Annotated in this window: 14 protein-coding genes and 1 pseudogene; 8 read left to right on the forward strand and 7 right to left on the reverse strand. The window is 45.9% G+C overall.

Features of this window, described 5'->3' with window-relative positions:
* Window positions 1-13 precede the first annotated feature (13 nt).
* From L5M11_RS03260 to L5M11_RS03270, 3 genes are all read right to left on the reverse strand, one after another.
* Window positions 14-1,405 (reverse strand): RsmB/NOP family class I SAM-dependent RNA methyltransferase, encoded by a 1,392-nt coding sequence (locus tag L5M11_RS03260; protein ID WP_263191332.1) that lies wholly within the window; start codon window positions 1,403-1,405, stop codon window positions 14-16.
* A gap of 238 nt (window positions 1,406-1,643) precedes the next feature.
* The gene (locus L5M11_RS03265) at window positions 1,644-2,312 is read right to left on the reverse strand and encodes a glutathione S-transferase family protein (protein ID WP_014610189.1); all 669 of its coding nucleotides are present in this window, start codon (window positions 2,310-2,312) and stop codon (window positions 1,644-1,646) included.
* 78 nt (window positions 2,313-2,390) lie between these two features.
* Complete coding sequence (locus tag L5M11_RS03270) at window positions 2,391-3,017, reverse strand: glutathione S-transferase family protein (protein ID WP_263191333.1); 627 nt, start codon at window positions 3,015-3,017, stop codon at window positions 2,391-2,393.
* A 196-nt stretch (window positions 3,018-3,213) separates the two neighbouring features.
* Between L5M11_RS03270 and L5M11_RS03275 the strand changes: the two genes are divergently transcribed.
* Window positions 3,214-3,810 carry a TetR/AcrR family transcriptional regulator gene (locus L5M11_RS03275; protein ID WP_219234247.1) on the forward strand — a complete coding sequence of 199 codons (597 nt, stop codon included), beginning with the start codon at window positions 3,214-3,216 and terminating at the stop codon, window positions 3,808-3,810.
* A gap of 81 nt (window positions 3,811-3,891) precedes the next feature.
* On the opposite strand, the gene L5M11_RS03280 is transcribed toward L5M11_RS03275, so the two are convergent.
* A complete protein-coding gene (locus L5M11_RS03280) occupies window positions 3,892-4,605 on the reverse strand; it encodes a DUF2461 domain-containing protein (protein ID WP_263191334.1) in 714 nt (237 codons plus the stop codon).
* 335 nt (window positions 4,606-4,940) lie between these two features.
* Here L5M11_RS03280 and L5M11_RS03285 point away from each other — a divergent pair, with 335 nt between their 5' ends.
* Window positions 4,941-7,160: a TonB-dependent receptor gene (locus L5M11_RS03285; protein ID WP_263191336.1), complete on the forward strand. Its 2,220-nt coding sequence runs from the start codon at window positions 4,941-4,943 to the stop codon at window positions 7,158-7,160.
* Between the two features lie 134 nt (window positions 7,161-7,294).
* Entirely contained in the window at window positions 7,295-7,858 is a 564-nt protein-coding gene (locus L5M11_RS03290) for a PhnA domain-containing protein (RefSeq protein WP_011790067.1), read from the forward strand.
* A 98-nt stretch (window positions 7,859-7,956) separates the two neighbouring features.
* Here the strand turns inward: L5M11_RS03290 and L5M11_RS03295 are convergent, their stop codons facing one another.
* A complete protein-coding gene (locus tag L5M11_RS03295; protein ID WP_263191337.1) occupies window positions 7,957-9,162 on the reverse strand; it encodes an MFS transporter in 1,206 nt (401 codons plus the stop codon).
* Window positions 9,163-9,392: 230 nt separating this feature from the next.
* Here L5M11_RS03295 and L5M11_RS03300 point away from each other — a divergent pair, with 230 nt between their 5' ends.
* Together L5M11_RS03300 and L5M11_RS03305 are read left to right on the forward strand one after the other, a co-directional pair.
* Complete coding sequence (locus L5M11_RS03300) at window positions 9,393-9,971, forward strand: MarR family winged helix-turn-helix transcriptional regulator (RefSeq protein WP_173497081.1); 579 nt, start codon at window positions 9,393-9,395, stop codon at window positions 9,969-9,971.
* 124 nt (window positions 9,972-10,095) lie between these two features.
* Window positions 10,096-11,109, forward strand: a complete 1,014-nt coding sequence (locus L5M11_RS03305) for a succinylglutamate desuccinylase/aspartoacylase family protein (RefSeq protein WP_028760658.1) — start codon at window positions 10,096-10,098, stop codon at window positions 11,107-11,109.
* 19 nt (window positions 11,110-11,128) lie between these two features.
* Here L5M11_RS03305 and L5M11_RS03310 read toward each other — a convergent pair whose 3' ends face one another.
* Window positions 11,129-13,156, reverse strand: coding sequence for a methyl-accepting chemotaxis protein (locus tag L5M11_RS03310; RefSeq protein WP_263191339.1), 2,028 nt, complete (start codon window positions 13,154-13,156; stop codon window positions 11,129-11,131).
* Window positions 13,157-13,363: 207 nt separating this feature from the next.
* Here L5M11_RS03310 and L5M11_RS03315 point away from each other — a divergent pair, with 207 nt between their 5' ends.
* The 3 genes and pseudogenes from L5M11_RS03315 (at window position 13,364) to L5M11_RS03325 (ending at window position 15,274) form a co-directional block, all read left to right on the forward strand.
* A complete protein-coding gene (locus L5M11_RS03315; RefSeq protein WP_263184718.1) occupies window positions 13,364-13,990 on the forward strand; it encodes a fumarylacetoacetate hydrolase family protein in 627 nt (208 codons plus the stop codon).
* Window positions 13,991-14,013: 23 nt separating this feature from the next.
* Window positions 14,014-14,625 (forward strand): annotated as a pseudogene (locus L5M11_RS03320) (Crp/Fnr family transcriptional regulator).
* 139 nt (window positions 14,626-14,764) lie between these two features.
* A complete protein-coding gene (locus L5M11_RS03325; RefSeq protein WP_263180934.1) occupies window positions 14,765-15,274 on the forward strand; it encodes a YgjV family protein in 510 nt (169 codons plus the stop codon).
* A 129-nt stretch (window positions 15,275-15,403) separates the two neighbouring features.
* Here the strand turns inward: L5M11_RS03325 and L5M11_RS03330 are convergent, their stop codons facing one another.
* Complete coding sequence (locus tag L5M11_RS03330; RefSeq protein WP_006080930.1) at window positions 15,404-15,646, reverse strand: hypothetical protein; 243 nt, start codon at window positions 15,644-15,646, stop codon at window positions 15,404-15,406.
* Between the last annotated feature and the right edge of the window lie 76 nt (window positions 15,647-15,722).

Genomic DNA, 15,722 nt, shown 5'->3' on the forward strand with positions numbered 1-15,722 from the left:
TAATGAGTTAGTGTTACTTGTTGCGCAGCATACGCGCGACAAACATACCATCACTATTCGCTTCAAAGGGCCATACGGTCAACATTTCTGTTTGTTCACCCGTAAAAGGATTGCGTATTGGCGTGAGCATGAACTCTGGATGTTGCTGTAAAAACGCCGTCACCACGTCTTGGTTCTCGAGCGGCGACAAGGAACACGTGGCGTAAACGAGTACGCCGCCCGCTTTAACTGCGCGGCTACTGCGGCTTAAAATATCGAGCTGTAACGCGGCTTTATCGGCCACGGCTTCAACACCATCCAACCAACGCATATCAGGATTACGTCGCCAAGTGCCAGTACAACTGCACGGGGCATCGACTAACACACCATCGAAATGATCCGCAGATACCGGCAGGGCATCGCTCTTCCAACGGGCAACGCTAATACCGTTAAAGTGAGCTCTTTGGGCGCGTTTAGTGAGTTCTTCTAGGGCATTGGAGCGAATATCTGACGATATAATGCTGCCCGTAGAGGGTGTTTGAGTATCAGCAGCCTTGGTCAGCATCAAAGACCGCAGTTGCAGGGTTTTACCGCCGGCACCACTGCAGGCATCCCACCAATGGGCATCGGGTTCTGGCGCGCAAATTTGCCCTATGACCTGTGAAGCCAAATCTTGGATCTCGATGTTACCGTCTATATACAGGGCGATTTCATTAAGATTCATACTCTTATTGCCAAGGTTAATCGCATCGTTAAAGTAATGACCATAACTAGCATCGATACCTATCGCTTGCAGCTGCGCCGCCGCATCTTGGCTAGTGATCCCTTGCGCGCGTCCCCAAATCGGTGGGCGACTAGACATAGCATTAATTAATTGCGTTTGCTGCGCCGTATCTACAGGGCACACTTGCCAGAACCAGTCGGGTAATAAATCCTGTGGTTTAAACTCAGTCGCGGGAAATAAATGCTGCATTAGCGTGAGTTTGTCGTCGAGACTTTCAACGGCAAGTGCTTGAGCTTGCTGATAATCGATGGGCGATTGCGATAACTCATGCCAAGCGTTGGCGATATCTTGCCAAGCATGGGCTTCCAATAGGGCACTGGCGCTTAGGCTGGCAAAATAAACGGCAGATTCTTGCTGATCGCCTAATCGCTGAAACCACCCCCACCAGCGGAACAGACTAAATAAGGATTCACGAATGACTTTACGGTCCTTCGAGCCGTGTTTTTTATGTTCTCTAAAGTAGTTGGCCAGAATACGGTCGGCGGGCATTTTACTGCTTTGAATTTCATCGAATAATTGCTTAATTGTACTGGCGTAACTGAGTGCACGTTTTTGCGTAGGAGTGTTCGCCTGAACATTTAAAGCCGATGATGTGACTGAGTTAGATGCCATACCGGAAGAGAAGCTGCTTGGATTACCCATAAATTTAGCCTGAATTATGCTCTCTGTGGCTGCGCCTTATGTAGGAGGCATAACTGTAACAGAGGGGAAAAATAAGTGGCGCAGAGTGTAGCAGTTTTGCCCGATAACAGGCAGAAAAAAAGCCCCAAAGTCGCATCAACTTGCGGGGCTTTTTGTGGTTGAGTCACTGAGACTTATAGTGCATTCAGTACCAAAGGGTTATTTGCAGACTATCACTCAATTACCGCTTGGAAGGTGATTATTTCGTCACCATCTTTTGGATTTGCTTAGCCCGTTCTTCATCACTCATTTCCACCGGTGGTGGCGTGACTATGCCTTTTTGGCACGCGGGTCTGAGTGCTAACTCATCTAACCAACGTTGCAAATGTGTCAGACCTTCCATATTGATGCCGCTCCACTCGTGGATCCGCACCCAAGGCCAAGTTGCGATGTCGGCAATCGTGTATTCGTCACCAGCAAGGTATTGATTTGTAGCTAGTTGAGTATTCATAACCTCGAATAAACGTCGACCTTCTTTTTGATACCTGTCAATGGCTGCGGGGATTTTTTCAGGGAAGTACCTAAAGAATACGTTGGCTTGTCCCATCATGGGGCCGACGCCGCTCATTTGGAACATTAACCATTGGATCACCTGTGAGCGCTTTTTCGGGTCGGCTGGCAGGAATTTACCTGTTTTTTCGGCGAGATACAGCAGAATCGCACCCGATTCGAATACCACAAAATCCTCGTTATCGCGGTCGATAATGGCGGGAATGCGACCATTGGGATTGATGGCGATAAACTCTGGCTGTTTTTGCTCACTGGTGCTGAAATCTAATTTATGGACGCGATATTCAAGTCCCATTTCTTCCAGTGCGATGGAAATTTTAAAACCGTTAGGGGTCGCGGCTGTGTATAAATCTATCATGATGATTCCTTTAGGTTATAACGCTTATAGCTACTCACTTTAGTGCCCATGAATATTCATCATCAGGCATTAGCGCCGCTATTTTTTAGGGGTTAACGATACTATGGCAGGACGCTGCGCCATAGTGTTGAACCAAGCCTTGAGATGCGGCAAGTTATCAGTCACTTCGATGTCTAAATTTTTAATAAAACTGATAAAAACGTAAGCCGAAATATCGGCAATACTGAATGCATCGCCTGCCACAAAGGGTGACTTGCTCAATTGTTGGTCTAAGGTTGGTAGGAAGTCAATGACCCTTTGGCGTGATTCTGCGCCCCAAGACTCGACACAATTTTCCCTGTCTTTATAGACACCGCTTAAATTACGAAAGGCTTGAAACCCGACCATTAATCCTTGTAACTCTATGATGCGTTGCCACATTTCTACTTTGGCGCGCTCAAGCGGTGTATTACCAAACAGTGAACGCTTACTCGGGTGGATTTCGTCTAAATAGCGGCAAATGGCAACAGATTCACACAGGTAGCTGCCATCATCGAGTTCGAGCAGTGGAATGCGGCCATTTACACTTTTGGCTTTAAACTCGGCGCTTAAATTTTCTCCTCCACGGATATCGACGTTCACTCTTGGCACTTCTATGCCTTTTTCCGCAAGAAAAATACTGACGCGGCGTGCGCTGGGAGTCGGAGCTAATTCGTAGAGTTTCATCTAAAGTCCTGTAGTTTTTATCAGTGCTTTATGCTCGATTCGGGCACATAAGGCTTTTTCTGAACGTTCGGTTAGGTTAGAATTTACGCTATATCTAAACGAACAGTCAAGAATGATTTACCCCTCAACTTTCTGTAGTAAAGAGGAATGGTGAAGCTGATCGTGAACGCGTATTCAAGAGATTAGGTCGCAGGCTATGGCACGGAGTTGTAATTTTGATCGGCAAGAAAAACTCATATTGGCGATGGAGCTTTTTTGGCAAAAGGGCTTTGCCGAAACCTCGATTTCCGATCTCGTCGGCCATTTAGGCATTAATCGATTTAGTCTCTATAACAGTTTCGGCGACAAGCAGAATCTTTACCGCGAGTGCCTCCGTTTTTACCTTGATCATTACTCTTTTGGCGCTTCAGATACTTTGCTGCATGAAAAAGCGGGCTTGGCTGAAATAGAAGCTTATTTAGCGCGCTTTGTTGCTTTGCAGCGGGAGCAAAAGTACGGCTGTTTTATGCAAAATGCCGTGCTCGAAAAGAGCCTTAACGATGAAAGTGTGCTGCAGGAATGTCAGCGATTATTTTGTCGATTACAGACCTCATTCACCCAAGTGTTACAAGTTTGCCAAGCGCGTGGAGAGCTATTAGCCCATGTGCAACCACATCAAGTTGCTGCTTTTTTAGTGCTGCAATTACAAGGGATTAGAGTGTTAGGCAAGGCGGGCGAATATGAGTTGTTAGACAATGCATTTGTTGTATTGCAAGACTATTTACGTAGTTTGAGTGCTAATCAGACGGCATAACTGCAAATGACATAGTTTGATTGGCCTAGGTTTTTGCCTAGGCCATGATTTTTTAGAAATCTATTTTTTAAAAGTCTATTTCTAAAAGTCCAAGTCTAGCGCAAAACACAGATAGGCCATCAGTTGAGTGCTGTATGCAAACTGCTCGGCACAAAAACTGGCTGTATCTGGGCGGCAGAGTTCCTCAAAGGCGATATTTTTAACTGCGATAAAATCTTTTCGTTTTAGCTCTGCCAGCATAGGGTGGTTTTTATCAAATCCCTTTGGTGGTCTAGTTAAGCTGTCGCCATCCATATTAAATCCATGACCTTGTAAGGTCTGTAGCGCCTTTTTATAGCCGTTAGGGTTCTCATCAATACAAGTGCGAATGGCATTTAAGGCTTTTGATTCTGGGTGCCAAATCCCTGCTGCAATAAAACAGCCATCTTCGGCAATATGTAGATACAGTCCCGGGGCATGTACGTCTTTACCTTGAAAATGCCGAAATTGAATGCCGACATTGGTTTTATAGGGCGTTTTATCTTTGCTAAAACGGCTGTCTCGCTGGGGACGCATCAAGCTGCCGCCGACTTTTTTTGGTACGGCAGTGAGCCTAGGCGAGAGGGCGAGGATACTGGGCTGCATTTGCTCGATAAACTGCAGTGCAGGCGTTCGCACTGTTTCTTCGTATTCCGCCTGATGGGCTTTAAACCAGTCGCGGGAGTTGTTTTGTGCCAGTTGATTTAAAAATTGCAGGCTCGCCGCGCTGAACGTTGCACCAGTCGCGATGGGGATTTTAGTTGTTAGAGTGGCCATTATCAGGGAACCTTATTAATGCAGATAAACCGAGCACAAGCAGTATTAATGCCGATTGAGGAGCAAGGTGAGTTGCTGACATATCCTTCCGTATCGCCTGCCCGTTCTTCTCACGATAGTTAAAACACGATAGTTAAGACTGTCAAGTTGGGTGCCAATACTGCCATCCTTCGGCAAGATCTTCACTTAAATTTTTGCATTGTGCCGCTTCTACCTTGTTTTCAATAAGTCGGTTATTTACATGTAAAGCTAAGTGAGAACTATTCTTATCTTGTTCGTTAGTGCCTATAATGCCGCCCTATTTTTAGATTGGTTTGTTAATAGGATGACGTTGAATGGGTTGCCTGCCTAAATGTGATAAGTGGAAAGCGAATAGAAATCTGTCGCTTATGGGATTATGTATATTGCCCTCAATGCCGTTGTACGCCGCTGAGGTATTGGGCGAGCCTAAGGTTGAGCCGATTGAGATCCTGCAGGTTCATGGGCAGCAATATCGCAGGGCTATCACAGTCGCTAAACCCGGTGAAGCGATTATTTCCATGGATCAAATCGAGGAGATGCAGGCGACAACTTTCGCCGAAGTGATCGATGATATGGCGGGGGCGCATATCGATGGCGGTACCCGCAGCGGCGGTGAGCGGATTAATATTTGGGGCTTTGGCGAGACTGAAGATTTTAACGTTTATGTGGATAATGCTCCGGTGGGATTTGAGCAGTATCGCTACGGCTCATTTTTCCTCGATCCTGACCTCATCAAACGAGTGGAAGTGATCAAAGGCGCCCATGATGTGCGCTCGGGCAATGGCGGTTTTGGTGGTGCCATGTATGTGGTCACTAAATCGGCTGATGATTTTCTTAAATATGATCAATCCCTTGGCGCGCGAGTCAAAACCAGCTACGCCAGCAATAATGACGCTATGGGTTATACGGGGACAGTTTATGGCCGCGTGAATTCACATCTATCTGGCTTGCTGCATCTTACGCGTCGCGATGCGGGGGATGTCACTTTAGCCAATGGTGAAGAGTTTGAATATTCAGGTTATGAGCAAAATAACTACCTAGGTAAGATGGATTACGCGCAGGGCGATCACCAATTAGCCTTGAGCGTGACCCATTATCTTGATGAGGGCCGCAAACCTTGGGCTAACCGCCGTGGCCCTATGCCTGCAATTTCGGACTACAACATTAAAAAGTACGGTTCCTACGAGCAGGCTCTGTATGCCACAACCGCCTACAACACCTATGAAGACAACACTTGGTCGGCAAATTATCGCTATTCGCCGAGTAATCCCCTGATCGATACCCAAGTGGTGATTTCCCATTCGGCGAATGCACGCCACTGGGTAAGACCCGATATCGCGTGGGAGAAAATGACGGTTTCCGTAGGCAACTTCGGTCACGAATCTTGGCTAGACTATAAACGTGACTACATTGATATTAACAACTTGAGCTTGATTGGTGACCATGAGATCACCACAGGATTACAGTACCGTAGTCTCGACCGCACTTCGCTCGTGTTTAACAAAAGTTATGAAACAAATCCCGAGAAAAACTTTGGCTGGTACACACCTTACTACCAACCTGAAGGCCGTCAAGATACCTATGCTGCCTATATTCGCGATGCAATTCATCTTACTAATGACTTAACTGTGACTCCCTCGCTGCGATATGACTTTATCTACAGCATAGGTCGACCAAATATTGCACCAGATTACAATGATATTGCTGCGGGCCATGACTATAGCTCAACCCATCATTCGGGGTTCTCACCCAGATTAGGCATAGATTATCAACTGACAAATCACGCTCGGTTAAACTTTGATTACGCTTATAGCTTGCAAGCCCCTGTGGTGGATGAGATTTATGCCGTGCAATACGCTAAAGCCAGCATTACCGGCACGAGTCGCGACATTGATGTCGAACGCTTACATGCCTTCAAATTAGGCCTAATGACGCAGCATCAGCATGTACTTGCCAATGAGGATGCTTTGTCGACGCAAATCACCCTGTTTGCCAATTTAGGTCGTGATGATATTGCCCAGCGCCGCGGAGCTAAGTCTGATAAAACCCAGTTAATTCAAAGTGGTTATACAAATCTTGATGGTTACCATATTTACGGTGCCGATTTTGAAGCCCAATATCGCTATCAAGATGTGTTCAGTGATCTTGCGGTTTCATGGCTGCAAGGACAGCACAATGGGTCACTCAGAGATAGCCAAGATGACGATGAATATTTAGCTAACATAGCCCCGCTCGATATTCGTCTGCGTTTAGGCATGTATATCACAGATGACATTTCTATCGCTTGGCAGGGCGCTTGGTATGATGCGCAAACCAATGTTCCCCACGGTGATATCTTTAATGCCGAGTCGCCAAGCGAAAATTACTTCCTACAGAATGTGTATCTCGCCTATGAACCTCAAGCCATCTTAAAGGGATTAAGTGTGCGTTTGATGGTAAAAAATCTTACGGATCTGCAAGTGGTGCCGTTTCTCTCCGATGGGATCCCCGCAGCTGGGCGTGATGTTCGTTTGAGTTTAGCCTATGAATTTTAAAGACTAATCACTAAGGCTGTGTGGACTAGGCATATATAGCTCATAAAAAATAGGGTTATATTGCCTCAGCCCCCTGCCGAAAAATGCCAGTTTATGGCATAATCCGCGTTTTACTAGGCATATAGAACAGAAAAATGACTGAAAATGAATTGCTAAGTCGCTGTGGCGGCAAGTGTGAACTGTGTGGCAGCGAGCTTGAACTCTCTATTTATGATCTGCCAGCCTCCGATGGCCGTGACAATGAGATCATGATTTGTGAAACCTGCAGTGGCCAAATTGCGGCACCGGATACCATGGACATGAACCACTGGCGTTGTCTGAATGACAGCATGTGGAGTCCTGTACCGGCAGTTCAAGTGATGTCATATCGTATGCTTAAGCGCTTAAATGGCGAAAGCTGGGCGCAAGATTTGCTGGATATGCTTTATCTTGAAGACGATTTAAAAGCGTGGGGTGATGCCGAAGTTGCCGCAGCAGGTGACGATGCTACGCCAACGTTAGACAGTAATGGTGCAGTGCTCAATGCTGGCGATACTGTGGTCATCATCAAAGACTTAAACGTGAAAGGCACTAGCTTTGTGGCTAAGCGTGGCACAGCTGTGCGTAACATTGCTTTGACCAACAACCCAGAGCATATCGAAGGCCGCGTTAACGGTACTCGTATTGTGATTCTGACATGCTTCGTTAAAAAGTCTTAAGTTTCGCTTAGTGTGAGCGCGATTTATTTAGCTCAACACAATAAAAACCGCCATGATCGTTAGCCGACATGGCGGTTTTTTTATGTTGAGTTAGGTCGTTAAGATACGCAGCGGGTGATTTGATATTGGCGTGCATAACCCTGCGGATTAAATTGCCAAGATAATATCCACGCCATCAGACTTAAGCCACCGAGTAATAACCAAGCACTGTTAAAGCTGTTGAAATTATCGCGAATTAATCCGGCAATCCAAGGCGAGATAGCCGCTATGGTATATCCCACACCTTGTACAAAGGCGGTTAATTTACCTGCTAACATAGGATTTTGTTGATGATCCATAGTGACAATCAGCCCGAGTGGAAAAATCCCGCCAATACCTAATCCTGCAAGTCCCGCCCATAAAAATAGCGATACTTGAGGGGCGAGTGCGAGTCCCATAAAGCCAATAAGTTGTAGTAAGCAGAGTAGGGCTATGATGGCGCGTCTGTCCGTCGACTTGCTGGCAAGCCAAGGAAACACTAAGCCTGCGATCACTTCCATGCTGGTTAAGAAACCTAACACTAATCCCGATTGAGTTTGGCTATAACCTAGCTCGACCGCGTAGGGGGCTAACCATGCAAGTACGCAGACATAACAACTTGTGCCTAATGCAAAAAATATCGCCAATAGCCAACTGCGACGAAAACGCCAAAAGTTAAGTTGCAAAGCTTGCTCTTTTGCTTGGCTCGGTAATGCGGCTTTATGTTTAATCAGGAGCCACAGCACGAGTGCGAATATGCCTAACCAAGTCCAATGACCTAGACCCGCGCGCCAACCTAAGTTTATCCCGATAAAAGGCGCGCTACTCGCCGCTAATGCGGCGCCGCCCATAATGGCGGTGACGTAAAGCCCCATCATTAAGGGCACCCGTTCACCGAAATTAAGCTTAATCATGGCGGGCATGATGGTTTGAATGAGGGCGATTGCGACTCCAGCCAGTAATGCCGAGCAGATAAGCCAATTGGCATCTATCGCCCAGAAGCGCATTGCAGTAGCGGCGATCAGCAGTAGCAATGATCCTGTCATTACGGTATTGAATCCTAAACGTTTGGCGATACTAAAGCCTGCAAAACAGCCCAGTCCCATGGCGAGCACGGGCAGCAATGTCAGCATAGATGCTAAAGTAAAACTTAAGCTGATATCCTTTTGTATGCTGGGCAGTAAAGGCCCAACGGAGGCGAGAATGGGTCGTAGATTTAGACCAATAAGGATGAACGCGAGTCCGAGCAGCAACAAATTCGCTTTCTCTGTCTGGGGGGATCGCATGGATTGTCTCCAAAAATAAGCTGAGTTTGATTTGCTGAAAAAGTGATTTGTAGCAGCATTTAGCATACTCATGATGATTTCCTTTCAACAACAGTAGGTTGAAACTACATCACTACAATTCAAAAAGAATCTCTTTCAGATGTATCTTGATATAAAGATATTTTAATTCTGCGAGAAAATGACTAAGATGTAAAGAATGATGTAAAGAATCTTTATATTGAGATAAACCTATGACAGCTAAAATGACGCTAACTAATGCCAGTCCTGCGGATACTAACGCGAGTTCTACGGATAAAAAGAAAGCGGATTCGAATACCAAAGAAGATGGCCTCGATAGAATTGTTGAACAGTGGCAACAGCAAGGGGTGACTGAGGATTTGATCCCTATGGCTGTGCTCGGGCGAATCGCTCGTTTAACGAAATATATCGAAGTGGTACTGCTGCAATGCCACGCCGAATTTGGCTTAGGTCAGGGGGAGTTCGATGTGCTCGCGACGTTAAGGCGCTCGGGAGAACCATTCACACTCTCGCCTTCGCAACTTTATCAGAGCATGATGCTAAGTTCTGGCGCTATGACCAGTCGTTTAGACAGACTCGAAAATAAGGGGCTGATTGAGCGGGAGCACAGTAAGGAAGATCGCCGCGCCGTCCATGTCTCGTTAACTGCTGAGGGTAAGGCGCTCATTGATAAGGCATTACCTCAGCATATTCAATGTCAAAGTGCGTTGTTTGCGGGCGTGAGCGTTGAAGATAGGCCTGTGTTGCTGCAGATTTTAAAATCTTGGCTGAACCAATTTGAGCCGCAATAATTCGTTTAAAATCCCACTTTAGTCTTTAAAGTAGGCTGATATGCAATAGCGGATCACTTTGGCAAAATGCGGTAAACATGAGCCAACCGCGCGGGATAACATTTGATAGAACAAGGGAGTTGCCATGGTAAAAAGACGTGAAGCATTTGAATTAGCGGGAAAACGAGTCACAGCCGGGACGCAATTAGGGATCAAGCTGCCTGCCGCTAAGTTGTATACCGATACGCAACTCGATATTCATGTGGAAGTGTTTCACGGAGCCAAACCTGGCCCGACTTTACTGGTTTGTGCCGCCATTCATGGGGATGAACTTAATGGTATCGAAATTTGTCGGCGTTTATTAGCCAGAGTAAATCCAAAGAATCTGACGGGCACGTTAATTGTGGTGCCAATAGTGAATGTGTTTGGTTTTATTCAGCAATCCCGTTATTTACCCGATCGTCGTGATTTAAATCGTTGCTTTCCTGGTTCTAGCAAAGGGGCGCTCGCAAGCCGTTTAGCTAATCTGTTTGCCACTCAGTTATTAGTTCATGCAACCCATGTGATTGATTTACATACTGGGGCCGTCCATAGGGATAATTTGCCGCAAATTCGCTGTGATACTAATGATGAGACTATGCTGGCCATGGCGAATGCCTTTGGTGCACCGCTGATCATGCATTCTAAAGCGCGCAGTGTTTCTATGCGAGGTTATGCTAATCAACAGGGCATTCCTTGCATTTTATATGAGGCTGGAGAGGCGTTACGTTTTAGCGAGTTGTCGATAAAATCTGGCCTCAAAGGTGTGCTCAATGTGATGCGCAGTTTAGATATGCTTAAAGGGCGAGTGAGTAACAAAGGCGCGAGTGTCAGTGCTATTCGCAGTTATTGGGTGCGCAGTGAATCCGATGGTTTAGTGAATATGAAGCTTAAACTCGGCCAGCGGGTGACTAAGGGTTATATCATTGCCCATATCGTCAGCCCCCACGGCGGTGACAGTGTGGCCATTCGCGCGCCAACTGACGGTATTATCATAGGAATAAGTAATATCCCTGTGACTAACGAAGGTGAGGGTATGTTTCATATCGCCCAGTTCGAAGGTGACGAGATTGAAATTGCCAACGAACAGCTCGATGAATTCCTGATGGAATATGCCTAGATTCTAGGTCCCATCACCTCTACAGTTTAAACCGCTCCACTGAGCTGGTGAGTGAATGGGCAAGCAGAGTGACTTCGTTGCTGCGTTTGGCCATGTCCATAGCTTCATTGGCATTTTGGTCTGCAGATTGTGCCGCCTCACTCATGCTCGACTCAATCCGTTGGCTGTAATCTAACTGCTCGTGGGCGGCGTGGGTGATCTCTAGACTCATTTTATTGAGGGTATGTAAGGTGCTTTCTATGTGAGCGATAGCATCCTGCAGGGTTTGGCTTTGTCCGACACACTCATTTGCTTGATTTTGCCCCGTAGTAATTGCATCGGCTGCCGTGGACGTTTCTTTTTGCAGGGCCGTGATCATGGTTTGAATTTCGGCGGTGGCGGCTTGGGTGCGTGAGGCAAGTGATCGCACTTCATCGGCCACGACGGCAAAACCACGACCATGTTCCCCCGCTCTGGCGGCTTCAATGGCGGCGTTCAGTGCCAGCAAATTGGTTTGTTCGGCAATGCTGCTAATGGTGGTTAAAATGCTGCCAATATTATCGCTTTGAATGCTCAAGCGAGACATGACTTCAACTGAGCTACTTAAACGGGCGCTCAGTTCGGCAATTTTATTGCGATTATCATCGGCAATTTGCTTCACTTGATTACCGTATTTCGAGGCTTGACTGATTTGTCTCGCCGACTCACTGGCCTGTTCTGTCACTAGATTTGAGCTAGTAAACATCTGTTCTGCCAAGGCTTTCGTTTCATCGACTCGACTGATTTGCGCCGTTGCGGCATTGGCGATGCGCTGGCCTTGCTCATTGGTTTGGGTGGCAGAGCTGTCCAATGAATGGGCATTTTGGCTGATATTGGTTAACAGCTTGGCAAGATCGTCACTCAAGGTATTCATGTTATCGATTAGGGCACCAAATTCATCGTTATGGCGTTTATGAATGCGTTTAGATAAATCCCCTTGGGCGATACTGGCGAGTGCGCCGTTCACTAAGGCTAAGGGATTGAGCATAGCCTTGGAGGTGAAGAAAGAGATAAAGCTCACCATGATGATAAATACCAGTGCTAGTACAATCGCTAAGGTTTGACCCTGTTGAATATCATTACTGGCGATGGTTTGCAGGCTGGTAAATCGGCGGTCGGCTAAGTTGATTAACTTATCTAAGGCGAGATTATTCGCATTAAACTCTTTATCGGCATCGAGGTAATGTTGCTCTGCTTGTCGTTGTGCCTCAACTACGGCTTCCTGCACTTTATAAAGTTCGGCAGGCGCTGCGAGTAAGGTATTGATAATCGCATATTCTTGCTCGAATGTTTGCAGTAATCCTAAGGTATCAAGCCCATCAGTTTGTTGTTTTAAAAAGGTAAAGTTAGTGGTGAGATTTCCCAGTAAAATACCGACATCCTGTTGGTGCGATTGAATAACATCCAAACTTTGAGTGTGGAGCAGTTCCCCCATAGTGTTGGCTAGCGTATAGAGCATGTCGTCAATGCGAGTACCTGTGCCGACAATTTCTTCGAGTAAAGTGGGATTATCGGGGATGGAAAGAGTTTCGAGATCAATCATCGCATTACTGGCGTTGGTCTTGGCATGGTTAAAGCGCTCAAAGAGTTGCAGGTACTGCCGTTTTGCTTGTTCATTGGCGAGTTTAGCGCTAAACATGGCTTGGCTTTGCTGCAAATAGGCTTGGTATCTTGCCTGTGCTTCGTTCAGGGATGTTTGCATCTTAGGTTGATCTGCAACTCGCTCAATTAACTCATTTTCGATACTTTGATATTTCTTCTGCAGCGCGGTAAATGCTTGCTGACTTTTGGTTAAGGCGACAGTGTCTTGCTGACTATGGGCTAGGGTGGCAAGGCGTGACATTTTTAATAGCACTAGTTGTAAGCTATTACTCTGCTTTTGCACGGGTACGGCTAAGGTTTCAATATTTTGATAGGCGGTTTGTACTTGGGAGAGTGAATAGTAGAAAAAGCTACTGCCAGCGATGAGCAGCGCGCCAATTGCACTAAAACTAAAGATGATTTTTTGTTTTATGGTAAGCGTTAACATAGTGCGAAAACCTCTTCTATGACTGTCCCTGTAAAATGGGTTTATTAATGGTTAGATCGCTGTTTTCGTTGAAATATTGATTTAAGTGTAGCAGAGTTCGTCATAAGTACAGTGATTAGTTCAATTGAACGTTTAGATCTAATTTAGGTTAACTAGTTGGTTTTATTATTTAAAGTTATTTCAACCCTATCTTGAAAAGGATTAAAGATGAAATCAGTCGTGTTAGGTGAAAACCTTATCGTACCGACAAAAATTCTCTGCATTGGGCGTAACTATGTTGAGCATATCCATGAATTAGGTAACGAAATCCCCGAGGATATGGTGGTATTTTTAAAGCCTAACTCGGCTATTTCGACTGTGCTTCATTCTAAGCATCAAGGGGAAACCTTGCATTATGAAACCGAGCTGTGTTTTATGTTTCAAAATGGCCGTTTTAGTAGCGTCGCTGTCGGTCTAGATCTCACAAAACGTGATTTGCAAACTAAGTTAAAAGCTAAGGGATTACCTTGGGAGCGAGCAAAAGCCTTCGATGGTGCTGCGTTATTCAGTCCGTTTGTGGCGATTGATGATGCAGAGGCACAGCTGCATTTCACCTTGAGTATCAACGATAACTTGGTTCAAGAGGGGCATATCGATTTAATGATTTACAAACCTCAGACCATATTGTCCGAGCTACAGGCATTTATCAGTCTCGATGAGGGCGATATCGTAATGACAGGCACGCCCAAGGGCGTGGGAAGCATTCCCGCTAAAAGTGTATTTAACGTCACGCTGAGCCGTGGCCTGCAAGCGAGTGCTGAACCCTTACTCGAATGGCAGTGGTTAAGTGTTTAGTGATAAATCGCTGAGTTGCTCGCATGATTGAACCTGATGACGTAAAAAAGACTGCTGTATTGCAGGTGCCAACTTGCCAGCCACTGCAACAATATTTGATTGCGTTAGGGGCGAGTCAAGCTGCTGTTGAACGTTACTTACCACAGTTTAAAGCGTTGAACGTGCCGGAGGGAGAGGTGCTTCTTGGCCAAGGAAATGAGCAGTCACAGGCATATTTTGTTGTGGATGGTATCGTGCGCGCTTGCCATTATACTCAGGAGGGCACAGAGCGCTGTAAGGAGTTTTATTTCGAGGGTGAACTGTGTTTTTTGTATGTCAGTTGGCTTAAGCAAATTCCCGCTCGTTACCAATTAGAGGCCTTAAGCGCCTGTAAATTTATCCAAATGCCGTTATCTGTGTTGGATGATACTTCGCTGCAGTCAGTGCAACTTGGGTTACTTAAACAGCAATTATTGTATAAAGAACAAAAGGAAGCCTTTTTACTGCTGCACACACCTGAGCAACGTTAACTGTATTTACGCGAACATTCACCACTTTGGCTTGAGCGGTTAAGCCAAGGTCAGCTAGCTAATTATATTGGCATTACGGCAATCAGTTTGTCGCGTATGCGTCGACGACTTCAAGACTCTCTTTAACGGTTTTTGCTCCCAGTTAACTTAAGTTAATGCGCTAAAGCGCGATTCCCATGATGCTGCGCCTTAAGTTGCGCGCTCAAGTCTACAAGGCTTTCAATCAGAGTGCGCATTATTGCTTAAAGCGAAGGAGCTTAATAAGTTGACTGCGTTTACTTTGTCTCAAGTTTTGGTGGCGATAGCCATTATCTTCGATCTGATTTCGTTTCAATTTAAGGCGCGGGAGCGGATAGTCGCCTGCCTTTTTGTGTCTGGCATCTTGATTTCAATTCATTTTTGTTTGCTGGAGCAATGGACTGCCGCAGGCTTAATGGGCATAGCCACAGTGCGTTATCTCACCAGTATTTTTACCACCTCAAAAGTAGCCCTATGGTGTTTCTCTATTGCTGCACTTGTGATGAGCATTGTGACCTTTAATGGGGTAACGACTGTGATCAGTTGTATAGGCACCTTGTTTCAAACCCGCGCCGCATTCTGTCAAAGTGATAAAGATCTCAGACTGCTTATGATAGTCGGAACTAGTTTTTGGCTCGTTCACAATGCCTTAGTGGGATCGCCTGTGGCAGTGTTAATGGAGGTACTCTTTATTGGCAGTAATTTGGTGGGCTATTATCGACACTATTTTCGTGGGCAGCTTAAGCAACTGCCGTGATTAGTTTAAATAATCTCATTGATAATTAGAAAGATATTTACTTTATAACGGCGAATTACAGTGACTGTTGTAATCGTCGCTTGGCCGTCGATGTGAAGCTAATGCCAGTGTGGGTTGGATCTGGAATGATTAGAGTCCCGCGACGGCTTCCATATCGAGTTCGATATCTGTGCAGCCTTTAGCACAGTAGATCCCTGCCGCTTGTTCTGCTTTTGCCTGCTCTGGCAATATCACTTTAAGTGTCTGTTTACAGCTAGGACATTGCACTGGCTTACCTTTAAATACCCGTTTAATCAGATTTTTCTGCTCATTGAACGAGGTTGCTGTGGTTTGGTTTAACACGGCAAAGGGGCTAGTAGAAGCAGTTGTCATCGGTTGGCGGATCCTTAGGCTTGATAAAGTATTATCACGAGAGTGTCATCGCGAATAGCGAGATTATAGCCTGAGT

Origin of the sequence: Shewanella sp. SM87 (assembly GCF_025653705.1) — a bacterium.
GTDB classification, from domain to species: domain Bacteria; phylum Pseudomonadota; class Gammaproteobacteria; order Enterobacterales; family Shewanellaceae; genus Shewanella; species Shewanella oncorhynchi.